Here is a 17,828-nt window from a genome sequence, read left to right on the forward strand (position 1 = left end):
TTCTTTTAGACTACATCAATCAACTTATCGCCTTGTTTATTAAAAAACAGAACCGCGCCTAATAGCAGCACGACTGTAAGAATCAAACTATACCCCAGCTGACCCGGCGTTACCAGACCCTGCCCTAACAAGGAAAGCCTGAACAATTCAAAGAGCGGTGTCAAGGGGTTTAACTGCACCACCCAGCGCAACTTCTCTGGGATCACTGTCAATGGGTAGATGACCGGGGTTACAAACATGAGCAGGCGCACGCCCAGGCTGACCAGGTTAGAAATGTCGCGGTACTTGGCGGTCAATACAGAAAACAGCAGCCCCAGCCCCAATGCCAGCAAACCCACTAAGGCAATGGCCACCGGCAACAGCAACAGATTCCAGCTCCAGGTTAAGTCAAAATCGGTGGTCAGGCTGTAGTAGGCAATGACACAGATGAACATGACCAGCTGAATTAAGAACCGAAGGGCTTGCGTGCTCACCACTGAAAGGGGCATGATGATTCTAGGGAAGTAGACCTTGCTGAACAGCTGAATGTTCTCTCTAAACGTGTTGGAGGTGCCCGTAAAACTGTCGCTAAAGAAATTCCAGAGCACAATACCCGAGGCATAAAACACTACCGGCGGCAAAGCACCCGTTGAGATGCCCACTAGTTTATTAAACACCAACACGTAAGTGACCAGCGTGAGGATGGGCTGGAACAGAACCCACAGCGGACCCAGAACGGTTTGGTTGTAGTTAAGCAGAAAAAAGCGGCGCACCAGCCCCACCAACAAATGCCTGTACGCCCACAACTCCTGTGCGCTGTGGCTCCAGAAGGTGGTTTTGTTGGTAATCTCCCAATCCCATTTGGTAGTTTGGGTAACTGGCATGGCAGTAACGGTAAGGCAAGCGACAGAGACAAAAAACCAAGTGCAGGTGTACCAACAATACGGCAAAGCCACTGGCTTGCACGAGTATTGAATGCCGAAGGGAGGATGAAAAAGCTAATGCGCGTGTAGGATTAGCCCAAGATTTCTATGGTATTATACGTATATACCACAACATGCGGCTAAGTATTTGACTACTATTTAGCTAGAAGCGGCTTTATTTTTTTGTATAGCACAATGAATGCCGTTGGCACCCTGTTTAAGAAATACAAATACCGCCATTTCTTTCTGAAGAGGGTTGTATACGCAGTCTTCTTCTCAATAATCCTGCTTTGGTCACGGTGCATAGACAAAGCAAACCTAATCCCAGCTTTAAGGGCCTTTACCGCCACTAGCTCATTTTGATAATACTGCCCGGGCTGGTACAGGTCGCACCAGGATTCTGCGCAGGCATCACCTTTAAATGACCTGGTGCTTAGCCCACTGTACTGCTGGTTATAGATCACCAGAGGTTTATTTAAAAAGGCCACGGGGTGTGCTATGGCCACTTTGCCGCAGAAATAAGTATCCTCACCGCTTACCATGCCCATCGGAAAGCACCCCACTTTCTCACAAACGGCACGGGGCACCACCGTTGAAGACAGTCTGGTGATTTTGTGGTCTAGTTCGGCCTTAAAGTAATCTGGCACCAAACCGTTTGGAAGGCCTTTATCTGGGTCCTGTACTTTGTTTTTTTCTGCTACCTTATGGGCGGCTATGTATAGACCACAATTTGGATACTGCTGAATAAAGCCTAGCATTTCCTGTAGATAAGTGGGCTGCCAAAGATCATCAGCGTCCAGAAACGCAATAAAAGGAGCCTGGGCTTGGCGCACCCCATGGTTTCTAGCTGAGGACACGCCTTGGTTGGCTTGGCTTACCACCTTGATTCTGGCATCAGTAAACAACTTCACTGTTTGGAGACCGTCATCTGTAGAGCCGTCATCTACCACTACCACCTCATAATTACCAAAGGTCTGGTCCAGCACAGACTGCAAGGTAGCGCCCACATAAGGACCTTTGTTATACAGCGGAATGACAACACTAATCTCTGGGCGTACTTGACTCATCTGCTAGACAATTTTTGACAACTCTCTGACCATGAGAATCAGGCTGAGCTTTGTTTTGGACACAAGAGGATCCTATTCCTTAAGTTGTAATTTATACTGGCATTTTCCTATTCAACAATAAAATTTTTCAACACGGTACCGTTAGTCACTGGTTCAATACCTGGGTATATTTATCCTTGTCCTCCGTTTTGGCCTCTTTTCATGAAAAAACAGGCCGAAAACAAAAAAGGCCCGTCCTATTTAAAGAACGGGCCTTCTGGTACCTTGCTGGCCGGGTGATTAATGTTTTCCTCCGCGGCCGGCAATAGTAGGATTGTTTACATCATCTTTGCCTGAGGCTGAGCCGCTACCCGTGTCTTTTCTCTTTTCTGGGTCACCGCCGTGGCCGGCGCTTCCGCTGCTTTTACCGCCGCCGGTGCCGTCGTTGCCGTTATGATTTCCTTTAAAGCCACTGTGGCTGTCGCCTAGGCCGCCGGCGTGCGTGCCACGACCGGTGTCTTTATCACTTTCTGCCCCGCGTGGCGTGTTGCTGGTGGGGTTAGAAGGCGTTTTGCCTAAGCCCTGCGCCTCGCCGCGTCCGCCGCCTTGACGGCCTAAGATGTCGCCGCCGCCGTTTATGTCGTCATGGGCCTGGCCTCTGTCTAAGTTACCACCGGCATCGTTCACGTCTGCTCTTCCTTGAGAGTCATAGTTGCCCGTGTTGCCGTCTTTAGCCTTGGTACCGTAGTTTTGGTCGGCAAAGCCACTGGTTGGCTGCTGTGCGTTCTTGTTTTTATTGTCTCCTTGGTTCTGGTTTTCCTGGTTCTCAGAATTTCTATTGTCGTTAGCCATGGTTTCCTATTTTAAGTGAATACTTACAAAATCGTGTACTCTGTTTACGAGACCAAGGCCACAGAGTTGATTTACCGCAATAGGACATTTACCATTTGGGGCTACTGTTGCAGAAATGCACCCATAAAAACCAGTCCGTCATCTGCCTACTTATTAAGCAGTTTTGGCAGCAGATGCGCCTTGGCCCATTGCACGGCCATGAACGTCTTTCCGTCTACAAACACCTTCTCTTCTAAGTCTTTAGCCGAATACACTACAGACTGAATGCTCTCATGCTCGTCATCTTTGCCGCCGCCTTGGCTCACCTGGTGGCTCACCTCGGCATAAAACAGAACAATTTTCTCTGAACAGGCGCCCGGCGAAGGATAGAACTCTGAGATGAATTCCAGTTTGTCCACGTTGTAGCCAATCTCTTCCTCAATCTCGCGGGTAATGGCGTCTTCGGGTTTCTCATCTGGGCTGTCCAGCATGCCGGCCACCACTTCTACCAGTTCCTGCTCCACGGCCGGCCGGTACTGTTTGGCCAGAATGAACTGTTGTTGTTTGGTGTCAAAGACCAGCGCGGCGGCGGCAATGCCCGTCTGGAACACCTCGCGCTTAAATTCTTCCTGCCCGTTCTGCACGGTGTATACCTGCAGTTGGTAGTGTCCTTTATAGGCGGTTTCTTTCTTGGTTATCTTCATGGGTAGATGTATACATTCTAAGGTTATAGGGTATAGGGACGCCAAAGGCTCTTACGGGCTCTCCAGTGGCTGGTTTATTTTAGCCGGGGCCAAAAAGAGCTGGCAAGATTAAGGCCATGGCATGCAAATGTGCGTACATGATACCGTAAATATTTATTTTATGAAAAAATCATTTGTAGTAGGGCTCCTTCTGTTGTTGGCCACAGTGGGTAGCGGCGCCATGGCGCAAACCCAGTCAACGCATTACAAAGCCGCCGAAAGCCTGCTTCTCATCATGGACACGCCCAAGACCATAGACACCAACTTGCAGCAGATGCTCACGCTGCAAATAGACCAAATGCCCGTCATGAAAGAAGCCGAAGTGGAGGTACGCTCCTTCTTTGCCAAGTACATGAGCTGGAACGCCCTCAAAGAAGACATGATAAAAATGTACATGGAGGAGTTCACTGAGAAAGAGCTCAAAGACATGACCACCTTCTTTAAGACGCCTACCGGCAAGAAACTGGCCGCCAAGCAAAGCACGCTAACCATGCGCGGCGCCCAGTTAGGTCAATCCAAGATTCAGCCGCACCTACCTGAGTTGGAAGAGATTCTGCGCAAGAAAATGCAAGACAATTAAGCAACCCCTAACCTACGCGCAAGCCTTTAAGAACTGCCTGTCTCCTCTCCTGAAGGGACAGGCAGTGTCATTTTTGGGCTATTTTCTGGGAAACAAGCCAAAAACGGTTAGGCGGAGCTTTCTAATGACCGCCGGCACCTCTAAACAATATGGTTTCGTTTAAGTTGTGAATGCAATCAAAACGCTGTTCAAAATTTTCTTGAATTTTGTCCATTCCCTAACCACTTCGTTCCTTTACACTTTCATTATGAAAAAATTATTGCTTCTCTTATCTCTTTCACTGCTGCTCATGATTCCTGCGCATGCCCAAAAAATCACTACCCAACTGGTAGAATACAAAGAAGGCCAGACCACCTTAGAAGGGTACTTAGCCTATGACCCCGCCCAGAAAGGCAAACGCCCTGCCGTGCTGGTAGTGCATGAATGGACGGGCCTGAATGACTACACCAAAAAGCGCTGTGACCAACTAGCCAAAATGGGTTACGTGGCCTTCGCCGCCGATATTTATGGCAAGGGCGTTCGTCCCGCTTCTCCTGAGGCAGCCGGGGCCGAGTCTGGCAAATACAAGAACAACATCCCCCTGCTTAGAGCCAGAGTGAATGCCGGCCTAGACCACCTGCGCAAAATGAACAATGTAGACGGCAAGAAGATAGCGGCCATTGGGTACTGTTTTGGCGGCACCACGGTGCTGGAACTGGCCAGAAGCGGCGCTGATGTGGCCGGCGTGGTGAGCTTCCATGGAGGTCTGGGCACGCCCAACCCAGCAGATGCCAAAAACATTAAAGCCAAAGTATTGGTAGCCCACGGCGCCATTGACCCTTACATCTCTAAAGCTGAGCTGGATGGTTTCTACAAAGAAATGAACGACGCCAAGGTGGATTACCAGTTCATTGCCTACAGTGACGCCGTGCACGCCTTCACCAACCCAGACGCCGGCAATGACAACAGCAAAGGGGCCGCTTACAACGCCGCCGCCGACAGAAGATCATGGGAAGCTATGAAACAGTTCTTCGCAGAGATTTTCAAATAGAACCTCTATACTCTAATAGAAAGAGGAAGCTATCTGGCATGGCTTCCTCTTTCTGTTTATAGACAAACGCCTACTAAGTTTTAACTTCCGTTTTTGGCCTGTTTTATGAAAAACAGGCCAAAAACGGAAGCTAATTAAAGAAACTATCCGCTGGAAGTCTGAGTGTTACTTCTTCAAACTCTGTGTGTTTAATTTTAAGCTTTTCAAAAACTGCCTTGACCCTTTCGTTGACTATAATCAATGGCCGGGCATAATGAACAACATAATTTCCTTCTTTTTTCAATCTTGAAATCCCAAAGTGTTCCCAGGTATTAAAGGCATCTGAGCTGTTTAGAAAGTCAGCATCAACATTATCATAATTAAGTTGGAGCGGTGCCACATATGTAGGTATATCATTCTCAAGGCTCCCTATGATGGCCTCATTAAAGTGACCATCGCGTTTACAATTTTTGCATTGATCTGCTTTTTTCAATCCAGTAGAATCCTTATGCGCTTTTGGCAATGTCAACGTAGGGTTAATATGATACAGAGGAAGAACATTTCCCTTGGTGTCATGGACTGGGTATAAACAGTTAGACATCAAGCCTGCATCTTCGAGGGCCTGTTTAAGCTTCTCAGATAGCATCAAATCGCCGCCTAGTGTATCAAAAAAGTCTTTTTTTGCTTTGCTTAGCCCGATGCTCCTTATAGGTCCAACTAACTGGGCGGCCGTTCCACAAAATGGACAAGCACGTTCTAAATTGTAAATGCTACCAAAGGGTTCTCCACTATCGCCTACGGAGGCTGAAGTAGTGCTGAGAATGTAAAGTTTACAGGCGGGGAGCATCAAATTGTATTTATTCACTTAAAGCCTAAAACTGTAAGCTAGTATTAGTCCCTGAAATATAAGGCTCTTTTCTGATGAGGAAGCAATGCAAGAAAACATTGGTATGCTTTTCATTTGTTTTTGGCCTGTTTTCTGGAAAACAGGCCAAAAACGGGCTTATCAACTACAAGCAGCTGGTAACTAGAGACATATTCCTGTTTAACAGCTAAAACACAGCCCAGCATTGCGTATCTTCCGAAACTCTAAGCGGGCATTGGCAGTAAAAGTCCCTTGCTGAAGCACCTTTAGCGAACCAATGCAACCCCATGTTTTCTGCGCCAACCAAAACCCTTTCTTGCTTCTTTTACGCCGTTTTGCTTTGCCTTCTGGCTTTGGGTACCTGGTCGTGTAAAGAAGAAAAACCCGTGCACCATACCGTGGTCTTCAAGCCTACCAACATTGAGCCCGAAGACACCATCCAATACCCCAACGCCCTCATTACGGCCCTCAATAGAAAAAACAAGTGGGTAGATTCGGTCTTTAAGCGCCTCACGCCAGATGAGCGCATCACCCAGCTCATGATGATTGAGGTCTTCTCCAACCAAGGCCCTAAGCACGAAGAAGACGTTCTCAACCTCATCAAACGCTACAAAGTGGGCGGCTTGATTTTCTTCCAAGGAGGACCGGTGCGGCAGGCCAAGCTCACCAACAAACTGCAAGCCGCGTCTAAAGTACCGCTTTTGATAGGCATGGATGCCGAAAGCGGCGTAGGCATGCGCATGGACAGCGCCATGCAGTACCCTCTGCCCATGCTGCTGGGGGCCATTAACAATGACAGCTTAATCTACCGCATGGGCGCCGAAATGGCCTATGAGTTCAAACGGCTGGGCATGCACCTAAACTTTGCGCCGGTGGTAGACGTGAACAACAACCCCCAGAACCCTATTATCTCGTACCGGGCCTTCGGCGAAAACAAGGAAGACGTGAGTTCTAAGAGCCTGGCGCAGATGCTGGGCATGCAGGACAACGGCATCATTGCCACGGCCAAGCACTTTCCCGGCCACGGCGACACGGACGTAGACTCGCACCATGACTTGCCCATCATCCCGTACGGCCGTGACCGGCTGGATTCTCTGGAGCTGTACCCCTTCAGGCATTTGATCAATAGCGGCGTGGGCGGTATGATGGTGGGCCATATTCACATGCCCAAGTTGGACTCCACTGCCAACCTGCCGGCTTCTTTGTCTAAACCCATCACCACAGATTTATTAAGAAAGGAGCTGGATTTTGCCGGTCTCATTTTCACAGATGCCATGGTCATGAAGGGCGTGACCAAATACTTTAAGCCCGGCGAGGCCGAAGTCATGGCTTTGGAAGCGGGCAATGACGTCTTGGAGCGTTTGGTGAGCGTACCCAAGGCGTTGGCCGCCATCAAAAAAGCCATTAGAGAAGGACGCCTTAGCCAGAAAGAGATTGACCGCCGTTGCAAGAAGGTATTAGCCGCCAAGCACTGGGTAGGCTTGAATCACTATGCACCCATTGCGCTGGACAGCCTGCACCAAGACTTGAACCGGTCTAGGGCGCATGAGACCTTGAGACGCCTGGCCGAAGGCTCCTTGACCCTGCTCAAAAACAAGAAGCACCAAATACCCATAGAAAACAAAAAGCGCCGTAGTGTGGCCAGTCTGGCCATTGGCGCCACCAGCAGCACGGTGTTTCAGCAGCGCATAAAACGTAGTCTGGCCGTGAAGGAGTTTTTCCTGCCCCGCAAGAGCAACGCCAAATACATCAAGAAACTCAGAAAGGACCTGCTCAAGCATGACCTCATCATCCTGAGCATTTACGGACCTAGCATCAGGCCTAGCAACAGCCTGGGTTTAGGCCCCGAGGACCGGGCACTCATCAATGAGCTGGCCAGAAAGAAACGGAGTGTTGTGGTGCTGTTTGACAATGCCTATACTTTAGACCATTTTGCTGATATTCACCAGGCTACTTCTATCTTAGTAGGCTATCAGCAGTTGCCGGCCATCCAGGCCGCGGCGGCGTCTTTAGTATTAGGAAAACTGGAACCGGCGGGTAAACTGCCCGTGACGGTGAACAAGCATTTCAAGTACGGCGACGGGCTGTAGTTTTGGCCTGTTTTCTGGAAAACAGGCCAAAAACGACTGTCACCAACTTGCTTCAGGTTTAACGGTAGTCAATCAGCCTGCGTCAAAAAAGGCATTTTGTAAGATGATATGAGGATTCTTCAGGAAGTATGGTCGCTGGTGGTTTTAGGGTTTCTGCTGTGCCTTATGCCGTCCTGCCAGCAGAACAAGGCCTTGGTCCTGCAAACCCCTACCCGGCAGTACCAAACCCAGCAGGTGGTGTTACTGGTGATTGACGGCGTTCGGTTTTCAGATACGTGGGGAGATTCTTCTTATGCCTTGATTCCCAACATGGCTAACCAGATGGCTCCGCAGGGCATCTTCCATGCTAAGTTCTACAACCAAGGCAAGACACTCACCAACCCCGGGCACGTGGCACTTACTACGGGCAACTACCAAAACCTGAGCAACAACGGTTCAGAGATTCCGGACCACCCCTCTGTCTTCCATTATTACCTGCAGCACACCAAGGCACCCGCCACGCAGGCCTGGATTGTTGCCAGCAAAGACAAGCTGGAGATTCTGGCCAAGACCAATTCACAGGAACCTGCCGCGCAGTTTGCGCCGTCTACAGACTGTGGCAATAATGGCCAGGGAACGGGCTACAGAGAAGATGCGGTGACCGTGCGCAGGGCCAAGGAGATTATGACCCGGCACCAACCCAAACTTTTGCTCATCAACTTAAAAGACCCCGACAGCCAGGCCCACGGTGAGCAATGGCAAGGCTACCTGAACGCCATCAAGCAGAGCGACAGCTATGCCTATGAGCTTTGGAATTGGATTCAGCAAGACCCATTCTACAAGAACACCACCACGCTCATCATCACTAATGACCACGGCCGGCATATCGGCAACAGGTTTAACGAGCACGGAGATTTGTGCGAAGGCTGTAAGCACATTAGCCTGTTGATGCTGGGGCCAGACGTGAAACGAGGCTTCATTCCCACTCAAGCCCGGTCTCAGGTAGACGTAGCCGCCACCATTGCCGAACTCCTCAACTTCCCCATTCCCAGACGGGACGGAGAGCCCATGCTAGAATTGCTGCGAGAGCCCGCTAGACCGGAGTAACCGTATTCTCCTTGATGGGCTCATAGGAACGGACGGTTTGCTGACGCAGCTCGGCGGCTTCTTTTTCTTCCAGAGACTTCTTGGCGCCCATTAATCTGGAGAATGCCGTCACGTTGGTAAACACCGCCAAAATGGCCAATGGAAACGTGAACACGGACATGGTCTCAAACACGGAGAACGGCACGCCCGGTATATACAATTTAAAATCTCCGAAGAGAAAGGCCGTCAAGCCGCAGAACATACCGGCCAGGGCAATCAAGACTACGCGTTCTGGCCGCTGGAAGAAGCCGCCTTTGCACTCAATGCCCAGGCCTTCGGCGCGGGCGCGGGTGTAGCTCACCATCATGGAGCCAATTAAGGCCACAAACGCAAACAGGGAACTTAAGAAGTAGTCATGGGCGATGAGGTAATAGCAGATACCCAGAAACATGACCAGTTCTGAGTAGCGGTCCAAGACAGAGTCAAACAGTGCCCCAAAGGTAGAACCCATGTTGCCCATGCGCGCTACCTGCCCGTCAAGCATGTCAAACAAGCCCGCCATCATGATCAGAAAGCCAGCCCAGCCCACATACGCGTAGTTGGCGCGGTTCTCATCCTCTGCCGCAATGATGAAGAGCACGGCCACGCCAATGTTCATAATGAAGCCCGTCATGGTCACGGCATTGGGCGTGAACCCCAGCTTGATCAATAAGCGCACAAAGGGATTGACAATGTAGTAGATGCCCTGCTGTAAAAATCGTTTCCAGGCTTTTTCCTCAGTGCTCATACGTCTTAGGTTCTTGGTGAAACAGTGATAAAAGATGCGCAGTACTCTATCTAAAAACGAATTTTTTATGCAATTGGTAATTGTACCCCACGCCCACAAAAATGGCCGTAACCACTTTAGAAAAGACATACACCAGACCCGTGTAGTGCGTCAGTAAATAAACCCCGGCGGCGTTCAACAGCATGCTCCCCAGCCAAACCAATAGGTATTTAACCGCTTGCGCCCTGGCACTTTTGCCTTCCGGCTGAAACACGAATCTTCTGTTCACGGAGAAGTTAAAGAGCCCGCCAGAAATGGTACCTAGCATAGTGCCCAGCACATACCACATGCCCATCATCTCCACGGCCACAATGGTCACCAAAAAGTCTAGTCCGGTGGCTACCATGGAGGAGGTCTGCGCTTTGAGAAAGGTAACCATGCTAAAACAGGTTAAAGTAAAGCACCGCCTGCACCACTAGATTAGCACAGATGCCGGCCAGCACATCATCCAGCATGACGCCCAGGCCACCCTTCACGCGCTCTGCCTTTCTGATGAAGAACGGCTTGGCAATGTCAAAAAACCGAAACAGCACCAAAGACGCCAGCATATACGGCCAGGTCAGAGGCACGGCAATGAGACTGATGCACATGCCGGCCACCTCGTCAATGACCACTTTCTTGTCATCCTTGCCCCAGAAAGGCTCCACTTGATTGGCTGACCAAATACCTAGAAGCGTTACGAACAGACTAGCCAATATTTGAAAAAGCACTACCTCATTGCCCTTGGCTTGCACCGCGTACCAGACCAGGCACGTGGCCACGGCTGCCACCGTACCGCCGCCTTTGCCCAGATAGCCTATGCCCAGCGTAGAAGAAATGAGGTAGTGCGCTTTTATCATTTACAGAGACTCAACCAGGTCCTGGTAATAATCCAGCCCCAGGTGCGTGATCAGGTCTTCGCCCATCATATGGCGCAGGGTGTTCTGCAATTTCATGAGCTGCTTGAAGATGTCATGCTCAGGAGCCAGACCCTCGGCGGTCTGCGGTGATTTGTAGTAGAATGACAACCACTCCTGAATGCCGCTCATGTTACCGCGTTGGGCCAGATCAGAGAACAAGGCCAGGTCTAATACCAGAGGCGCGGCCAAAATGGAGTCACGGCACAGGAAGTTGATCTTAATCTGCATCTGGTAGCCCAACCACCCGAAGATGTCAATGTTGTCCCAGCTTTCTTTGTTGTCGCCGTGCGGCGGATAGTAGTTGATGCGCACCTTGTGGTACATGTCCCCATATAGTTCTGGGTTGGACTCGGGCCGGAAGATCTCATCCAGCACGCTCAACTTAGAGACTTCCTTGGTCTTGAAGTTGTCTGGGTCATCCAGCACATAGCCATCACGGTTGCCCAGAATGTTAGAAGAGAACCAGCCTCGCACGCCCAACGCCCGGGCGTGTAAACCCGGGGCCAGAATGGTTTTCATCAAGGTCTGACCGGTTTTAAAGTCCTTCCCTGAGATGGGTACCTCCTGCTCTTTGGAATAGTCTACCAAAGCCGGGATGTCACAAGAGAGGTTAGGAGCGCCATTGGCGAAGGGCACGCCCATTCTGATGGCCGCGTAGGCATAGATCATGCTGGGCGCAATGTTGGGATCATTGTTCAACAATCCTTCTTCAAAGGCCTCAATAGTCTCATGGGACGCAGATTGCTCAATGTATTTCTCAGTAGAGCCGCACCAAACCATCACCAGGCGGTCACAGTCATTATCTTCTTTAAAGTTACGGATGTCTTCCATCAAAGCTTCTGCCAGCTCCATTTTATTGGCGCCCTCCTTTACGTGGGTGCCGTCCAGGTTTTTGGCGTAAGACTTGTCAAAGACCGCCTTCATGGGCTTGAGCGCCTCCAACTCCGGTTTTACGGCATGTAGCAACATGGGCTCCAACACCTTGGCGTTGACCGCGGCTTCAAACACATTGTCTGCGTACACGTCCCAGCCGCCAAACACGATGTCCTCCAGATTGGCCAAGGGCACAAAGTCCTTGATGAGGGGGTGACGGCCCTCGGTGCGTTTGCCCAGGCGTATTCTGCCCATCTGCGTAAGCGACCCGATGGGTTGCGAGATGCCTTTCTTTACGGCCTCTACCCCGGCAATCAAGGTGGTGGCCACGGCGCCCAAGCCCGGGATGAGGATGCCCAGCTTGCCTTCGGCTTTTTTCACTTCATATTCCATAAGATTCTATCTGCTTATAAAAGTAAAACCAGATTCTCTTGCCTTCCCAAGGACAGGATTTGCTCCTGTCTCGCACCAGCGCTTAATAGCTTGACGCTTTGCAAGACTCCTTAAAAATATAGTATTTATTTAATAAATAAAGCCGATGGCCTAAATAAATACCTACTATTTCTGGTAACGATGCTGTAATTACAGGTATATCCATCTGTTGGCACCTCAGTCTGCTTTTAGAAACAGGCAAGAATGGCGTTTGGCCTAAACAAGCAAACACAAAAAGGGAGCGTTTTTAGCCTGTTTCTGAGAAACTAAGCCAAAAACGCTCCCCGCTTAAAACTAGGGTCTAGTCTTACTCTTATTGAACGTCTTTCAACGTCACTTTTAAAATGTTACCAGCTTCGTCCTTGCCCTCATTAGAGATATATAAATCCCCCGACGGGCTGAAGGCAATCCCTTCTGGCTTGTAAAACTCAGACTTGCTCAAGGCGAACCGGTTCTTGATTTTACCGTCCTGGTGCAGGATAAACAGCTGCGGGTTGGAGGCCTCGGTAAGGTAGATGTCGCCGGTTACCGGATGGATGGCAATCTCTGAGGGCTGCCACACCTTGCTCAGGCTCTTCTGCTTTTTCTGGAACAACAGCGGGTCTTTCAAGTCTAGCTTAAACACGGGCTCCTTAGACAATTTCTTGGTACCCAGGTCAAAGGCATACACGCCTTTGTAGGTAGCGCTGTTGGTTTCCTGTCCTTTGATGGCTAACAGCAGGCGGTTGTTTTTCTGGTCATAGCCCAAACCCTCCACGTTGTGCGCTGCGGTGAGTACGCTTGGGTATTCCGTGACTTGGTTTTGCGAGGTGTGAATGTTGGTCACCTCAAAAAGCTGGCCGTCACTGCGCACCACGTAGGCGTTGTTGCCAACCAGGGCTATGCCTTCATAGTCACCCGCCGCGGCAAAAGTAATCTGACGGTCAATGGTACCAGTCTGGGTGTTGTACAAGAAGATTACGCCGGCCTCATCCTGCACACAGGCAAACTGGTTATTGCCCAGGTAGACAATCCCAGAAACCTCGCGCAGAATGTCGGGCACCTCCCATTTCTGGGCAATGCCCACGGCCGACGAAGCCGCTTCTACGGCACCTTTTTTACCCTTCTTACCATTGTCGTTGCCTTTGGCGTCTGCCTGCAACACGTCACAGCCAAACAAGGCCGTGCTCAGCACCACTCCAAACAACATTCCTTTTATAGTTTTCATAGCTTCCTGGTTTTATGGTTTAGCCGGGAGAAGCTTCTTCACCTAAACTTCTCCCCTCTTCGTTTCTTTATACATCTTCCGTTTTCGGCTTGTTTCTGGTAAAACAGGCCAAAAACGGAAGCCTCTATTTCTTTATTAGTCCCAGAAGGCCTCTGGGCTGGACGCTCCTTCTGCGGTATAGACTTGCTTTAGCTCGCTCATGGTCTTCTGCAACTCCACCTGGTAAAACACCTGTCCGTTGCGCTCTACTTTCTCAGCGTCATCCAAGGCATAGTCCTGATGGCTGGTCTGGATTTGCTGCTGGATGGGGGCTGGCAGCTGGGTGGCGTCAATCTCTTGTTTTACGGCCACTACCTTCCCCGTAGCATCTACCAGCGCCGCATACTCCTGTTGGTTCACGTCAAACTCGGCCTCAAATAAATCACCGTTCTTTTCCCACTCCAGGTTGACAGCGTTAGGGAACTGGCTTTTGAGGCCGTTCTGTACCACCGAAGGCATGTTGCCCATGCTTATTTTCTGGCTACAGCCTGTTAACAAGGTACCGGCCGCCAGCATAGATATCCAAAGAGCTTTCATAGTCATTTCTGTTTAATGAAACATGATAATGACCCAAAGGTCTACCGCAAAACAGGAAACAATTGGGAATAACCAGCCAAATTGAGAAAAAACATATAATTTTTTTTCTGACTAAGGGATATGCGCTTGAGAGTAGGAAGGGACAGACTCCTGGCCGTTTTTGGGCTAATTCCTAGAAATTAGCCCAAAAACGGAGCCGTACCCTTTACTTGAATTGGACTTGCAGCCTATGCTTTTCCTGGAATTGGTAACTCACATGGAAACTGTACAGATCACAGATGGCCTTCACAATGGCCAAGCCCAAACCCGTAGAAGTAGTGGAGGCAGTCCCTTTGTAGAACCTCTGAAACAACTGGTCTTCCGCTAGAGGCGTGTTTTGGCCTGAGTTCTCAATGACTAAGGCGTTTGAGGATAGATGCACCCGCACAAAACCTCTTGGCGCATTGTGTACAATGGCGTTTTTGACTAGGTTCATGACCAGCATATTGGCCAAGTCTGGATTCATGTTCACCAGGCAGGGCGTATCTGTTTCTTGGGTAAGCGTAAGGTGATGGAAGGCAAAAAAGTCCTCAAAATCTAGCAAGACGTTCTGGACCACTTCCTGCAGGTTCACTGTCTCTTCTTCGGCAAACTGACGATTTTCAATCTTAGAGAGCAAAAGCAAAGACTTGTTCAGGCGGGTGAGACGCTCCAAGTTCTGGAGAACGCCGCCAATCTGCTCCAGCTCCTTCTCTTGCAGGTTGGGACTCTCAGCAAGCAGTTCCAGTTTGTTCAAAGAGATGGCCAAGGGCGTCTGCAACTCATGCGAGGCGTTCTCAATAAAGCTTCTCTGACTTTGATACACGGCCACATTCTTCTGCAAAAGCTTTTCTACAGTCTGCCCCAGCAGTTGAAATTCCTCAATCTTGGATATAGGCGAGCTAAAGGGCTGAGCACTGTCCAGCTTAAACTTTCTCAGGCGGTTTACCAAGGTGTAAAAGGGTTTCCAGATATGCTTGAGCAGGATGTTGTTGAGCAAAAGCAAAGTAGCCAGCAAACCCAGATACAGCCACAGCAGAGAATATAGCAAGTCTTCAATGAGGTCATCCTCTTCAACCATGGACGTGATGAGCCGCATCTCATAATACTGCCCGCCTTGCTGGAAGACCGTGGTCAGGAGCCTGACCGGTTCAAAGTCCTTCTCATTCTGCATGTACATGAGGGTGTCCTGGTAAAGGTCTTTATGCTGTTTGGCCCAGGCCGCCGTGACTGGTCTAATCTTATAATAGCCTTCCTCAAAGTCTTTTTGTTGTAACACGGTGCTGTCCTGCCGCGCTTTTTGCAATACCAATATTTTCTGGTTTTCCAGGCCGTCATCTATGCTGTCATAGATTTCGTCCAGCATGTTGTAATAGAAAATACCCGCCCACGCCGTTAAGACCACTAGCAGAATAGCGGCGAAATACGCGGTGACGTGGTTGAGTAGTTTCATGACGTGACTAGTTTATACCCGATGCCGTAAATGGCCTGCACTTCTACCTGAGCGTGGGCGTCTTTCAGTTTTTTGCGCAGGTTCTTGATTTGGGAGTAGATGAATTCATAGTTGTCTGCCTGGTCAATGCTGTCTCCCCAGACGTGCTCGGCTAAGGCGGTTTTGCTGACCAACCGGTCTTTGTTGGTGACCAGGTACAGCAGGATGTCATACTCCTTTCTGTTGAGCACCAGTTCCTGCCCGTCTACCCAGACCTGATGCTTGTCCAGGTCTATTTGCAGGTTCTCTAGTTGTTGCTGGTTCTGGCCTTCAAACTTCCTCCTTCTTAGCACGGACTTTACCCGGGCGTGCAGTTCTGCCAGGTGGAACGGCTTGGGCAGATAATCATCGGCGCCTAGTTCCAGGCCATGGACTTTGTCTTCAATGGAGTTCTTGGCCGAGACAATGATGACGCTGTCTGTCTTCTGCTGTTTCTTGAGTTCTTCCAGCAGGTCCAGGCCGCTTCCGCCGGGGAGCATGATGTCCAGTAGGATGCAGTCATAGGTGTAAACACCCATCTTCTCCAGCGCCTGGTCATAGGTTTGGGCCGTCTCTACCACGTAGCGCTCCTGCTCCAGGGAACGCACCATATTTTCCAGCATGTCTGGCTCGTCTTCAATGACCAGGATTTTCATAGGCGCACAGGTTTCTGTGCAAGTACGTGCCAGAACCTGGAAAGAGTTGGGAATTTTGAAGTGAGTGGTGAGGAAACTTATGAAAACAGAATGGTTAAGTGTTTTCGTTTTTGGCCTATTTTCTAGAAAACAGGCCAAAAACAGTTATTGAACATGCTAGTTTCTCATCTTCTGTCATCCTGAAAGGACCTTGTGGGCAAGCCAGCTAGGCGTTTTACTGAGCGCAATTGCTCTCCTTTTGAAGATTATTCAATCGAGTGTTTAGCAACGTAGTTCCCCGTTGTTGGCATTACTAATCAACTAGCCGATTGCCGGTAGTGTTAACTTATTCGCAAAAGACTGTTATAATGAAAAGAGAGGCAGTCTTGCTTGTTGGTGCTAACTCTAATAAGGGAGAAAGGAGGCAATGCGCAGGAGAAAAGGCGATGCTTGGCCTATGCATTGGGAAACCTTGTTTAGGTATAATAGCACTTAATCAAACGTCTATTTAGCTTACCCACAAGGTCCTTTCAGGATGACAATGAAAGAAACAAGTCGTATTTCGTTTTTGACCTACTTTCCAGAAAACAAGCTAAAAACGGCACTCACTCACTCACTCACTCACTCACTCACTCACTCACTCACTCACTCACTCACTCACTCACTCACTCACTCACTCAGTTACGGGAGACTTTGCCTTTGGCTTCCCAGTGACTGCTTTTGACGGTGAGACCATCTGCTTCTAAAATCAACCGCCGTACGTAGCGCTCGCCTTGGATGCTACCGTCTGGGTTGCGCTTGCCTATGAAGAGCGTTTTGGCGTGGCCGTTACTGTCGGTGATGATGGTCAAATCCTTGCCTGAAAAACTGTCCTGCACGGTGGCGTTGGGCTCCAGTACTTTGTTGAGTTTGGCTTCCAGCTTAGGATTCAGGGGCATAGACAGGGCAGTTTACTGCTCGATGTAGGATTGCAGAATGGCAAGCGCCTCGGTCTCATCGGCCTCTACCACTTCATCTATCACGGTCTGTATTTCTGGCTCTGACCAACGCGCGTCTTCGGCGGCCTTCACAAAAACGCCTAAGGCCACAAAACGGCCGCCTTCCAGAGGGAGAATCGCTTTAACTTTCTTGCGGATGTTCATGGAATTGTCTGTTCGTTTTTGGCCTATTTTCCTGAAAACAGGCCAGAAGTAGAGCTCAAGCCTTTCATTTCCTGCACCCAGTTCACGGCCTCGGTCATGGTCTGGAAGTATTCCACCTCTGCTTGTATTTGAGGACGTATTTTGGCAATCATGCTACTGATAGCCATCTGGTTGAAAATGTCATCTGAGACCACAATGGCAAACTTCTGTACGCCCAATAGTTGAAACTGCGGAAACCAAGTAGCCACCGTCCATTCCTGATCTGCCTGCCGGATGACCTTCATGTCTTTGGTGTCCAGAATCCAGAAGAGAAGACCGGCTTGCCTAGAGGTTTTAAGCGCCTCTAGCATGCCTTCTTGGTACACGTCACTAGACACAAAGCCACGCCAATGAAGCGTCAGGCTTCTTCGGGCGTCATTGGTATCTATGGCGTATGTAGCTAGTGGTTCTTCCATTTGGACTTCAAGCGTCATTCAGTTTCTACCAGAACAGGCGAAACGGACTTCCTCACCCCCTATTACCTATTTGCAGGTTTATAGTTTTGTAAGGAAACAATAAACTAATTGAACTCTACTTACAAGTATAACAATCTTAGGCTATATGCACAAGAAAGCCCCG

General features: G+C 49.6%; 20 protein-coding genes. 4 read left to right on the plus strand and 16 right to left on the minus strand.

Features of this window, described 5'->3' with window-relative positions:
• Positions 1-5: 5 nt before the first annotated feature.
• The 4 genes from ABD880_RS08040 to ABD880_RS08055 all read right to left on the minus strand — a co-directional run bounded on the left by ABD880_RS08040 (position 6) and on the right by ABD880_RS08055 (position 3,483).
• Positions 6-863 carry an ABC transporter permease gene (locus tag ABD880_RS08040; protein ID WP_345164454.1) on the minus strand — a complete coding sequence of 286 codons (858 nt, stop codon included), beginning with the start codon at positions 861-863 and terminating at the stop codon, positions 6-8.
• Positions 864-1,057: 194 nt separating this feature from the next.
• Positions 1,058-1,969 (minus strand): glycosyltransferase family 2 protein, encoded by a 912-nt coding sequence (locus ABD880_RS08045; protein WP_345164456.1) that lies wholly within the window; start codon positions 1,967-1,969, stop codon positions 1,058-1,060.
• 279 nt (positions 1,970-2,248) lie between these two features.
• Positions 2,249-2,800 carry a hypothetical protein gene (locus tag ABD880_RS08050; protein ID WP_345164458.1) on the minus strand — a complete coding sequence of 184 codons (552 nt, stop codon included), beginning with the start codon at positions 2,798-2,800 and terminating at the stop codon, positions 2,249-2,251.
• A 146-nt stretch (positions 2,801-2,946) separates the two neighbouring features.
• Positions 2,947-3,483, minus strand: a complete 537-nt coding sequence (locus ABD880_RS08055; protein ID WP_345164460.1) for an NUDIX domain-containing protein — start codon at positions 3,481-3,483, stop codon at positions 2,947-2,949.
• Positions 3,484-3,643: 160 nt separating this feature from the next.
• On the opposite strand from ABD880_RS08055, the gene ABD880_RS08060 reads away from it, so the two are divergent.
• Together ABD880_RS08060 and ABD880_RS08065 are read left to right on the plus strand one after the other, a co-directional pair.
• On the plus strand, positions 3,644-4,102 hold the full coding sequence (locus tag ABD880_RS08060; protein WP_345164461.1) for a DUF2059 domain-containing protein: 459 nt from the start codon (positions 3,644-3,646) through the stop codon (positions 4,100-4,102).
• 247 nt (positions 4,103-4,349) lie between these two features.
• Positions 4,350-5,132: a dienelactone hydrolase family protein gene (locus ABD880_RS08065; protein WP_345164463.1), complete on the plus strand. Its 783-nt coding sequence runs from the start codon at positions 4,350-4,352 to the stop codon at positions 5,130-5,132.
• Between the two features lie 130 nt (positions 5,133-5,262).
• Here the strand turns inward: ABD880_RS08065 and ABD880_RS08070 are convergent, their stop codons facing one another.
• The gene (locus ABD880_RS08070; RefSeq protein WP_345164465.1) at positions 5,263-5,976 is read right to left on the minus strand and encodes a hypothetical protein; all 714 of its coding nucleotides are present in this window, start codon (positions 5,974-5,976) and stop codon (positions 5,263-5,265) included.
• Between the two features lie 287 nt (positions 5,977-6,263).
• Here ABD880_RS08070 and ABD880_RS08075 point away from each other — a divergent pair, with 287 nt between their 5' ends.
• Positions 6,264-8,066 (plus strand): glycoside hydrolase family 3 protein, encoded by a 1,803-nt coding sequence (locus tag ABD880_RS08075; protein ID WP_345164467.1) that lies wholly within the window; start codon positions 6,264-6,266, stop codon positions 8,064-8,066.
• A gap of 108 nt (positions 8,067-8,174) precedes the next feature.
• Positions 8,175-9,152, plus strand: a complete 978-nt coding sequence (locus tag ABD880_RS08080) for a sulfatase-like hydrolase/transferase (protein WP_345164469.1) — start codon at positions 8,175-8,177, stop codon at positions 9,150-9,152.
• Here ABD880_RS08080 and ABD880_RS08085 read toward each other — a convergent pair.
• The 11 genes from ABD880_RS08085 to ABD880_RS08135 form a co-directional block, all read right to left on the minus strand.
• Positions 9,139-9,918, minus strand: coding sequence for a CDP-alcohol phosphatidyltransferase family protein (locus ABD880_RS08085; protein WP_345164470.1), 780 nt, complete (start codon positions 9,916-9,918; stop codon positions 9,139-9,141). The genes ABD880_RS08080 and ABD880_RS08085 overlap by 14 nt on opposite strands.
• Before the next feature lie 46 nt (positions 9,919-9,964).
• A complete protein-coding gene (locus ABD880_RS08090; RefSeq protein WP_345164472.1) occupies positions 9,965-10,336 on the minus strand; it encodes a GtrA family protein in 372 nt (123 codons plus the stop codon).
• A gap of 1 nt (position 10,337) precedes the next feature.
• Positions 10,338-10,796, minus strand: a complete 459-nt coding sequence (locus ABD880_RS08095) for a phosphatidylglycerophosphatase A family protein (protein ID WP_345164474.1) — start codon at positions 10,794-10,796, stop codon at positions 10,338-10,340.
• The gene (locus ABD880_RS08100) at positions 10,797-12,122 is read right to left on the minus strand and encodes an inositol-3-phosphate synthase (protein ID WP_345164476.1); all 1,326 of its coding nucleotides are present in this window, start codon (positions 12,120-12,122) and stop codon (positions 10,797-10,799) included.
• A 352-nt stretch (positions 12,123-12,474) separates the two neighbouring features.
• A complete protein-coding gene (locus ABD880_RS08105) occupies positions 12,475-13,368 on the minus strand; it encodes an SdiA-regulated domain-containing protein (RefSeq protein ID WP_345164478.1) in 894 nt (297 codons plus the stop codon).
• Positions 13,369-13,503: 135 nt separating this feature from the next.
• On the minus strand, positions 13,504-13,944 hold the full coding sequence (locus ABD880_RS08110) for a PepSY-like domain-containing protein (RefSeq protein ID WP_345164480.1): 441 nt from the start codon (positions 13,942-13,944) through the stop codon (positions 13,504-13,506).
• A 205-nt stretch (positions 13,945-14,149) separates the two neighbouring features.
• On the minus strand, positions 14,150-15,415 hold the full coding sequence (locus tag ABD880_RS08115; RefSeq protein WP_345164482.1) for a sensor histidine kinase: 1,266 nt from the start codon (positions 15,413-15,415) through the stop codon (positions 14,150-14,152).
• Positions 15,412-16,089, minus strand: a complete 678-nt coding sequence (locus tag ABD880_RS08120; protein WP_345164483.1) for a response regulator transcription factor — start codon at positions 16,087-16,089, stop codon at positions 15,412-15,414. Before ABD880_RS08120 ends, ABD880_RS08115 begins: the two co-directional genes overlap by 4 nt.
• A 656-nt stretch (positions 16,090-16,745) precedes the next feature.
• A complete protein-coding gene (locus ABD880_RS08125; protein WP_345164485.1) occupies positions 16,746-17,006 on the minus strand; it encodes a hypothetical protein in 261 nt (86 codons plus the stop codon).
• Positions 17,007-17,018: 12 nt separating this feature from the next.
• The gene (locus tag ABD880_RS08130) at positions 17,019-17,210 is read right to left on the minus strand and encodes a hypothetical protein (RefSeq protein ID WP_345164487.1); all 192 of its coding nucleotides are present in this window, start codon (positions 17,208-17,210) and stop codon (positions 17,019-17,021) included.
• A gap of 23 nt (positions 17,211-17,233) precedes the next feature.
• Entirely contained in the window at positions 17,234-17,683 is a 450-nt protein-coding gene (locus ABD880_RS08135) for a hypothetical protein (protein WP_345164488.1), read from the minus strand.
• Between the last annotated feature and the right edge of the window lie 145 nt (positions 17,684-17,828).

Source organism: Nibribacter koreensis (assembly GCF_039541795.1).
GTDB classification, from domain to species: domain Bacteria; phylum Bacteroidota; class Bacteroidia; order Cytophagales; family Hymenobacteraceae; genus Nibribacter; species Nibribacter koreensis.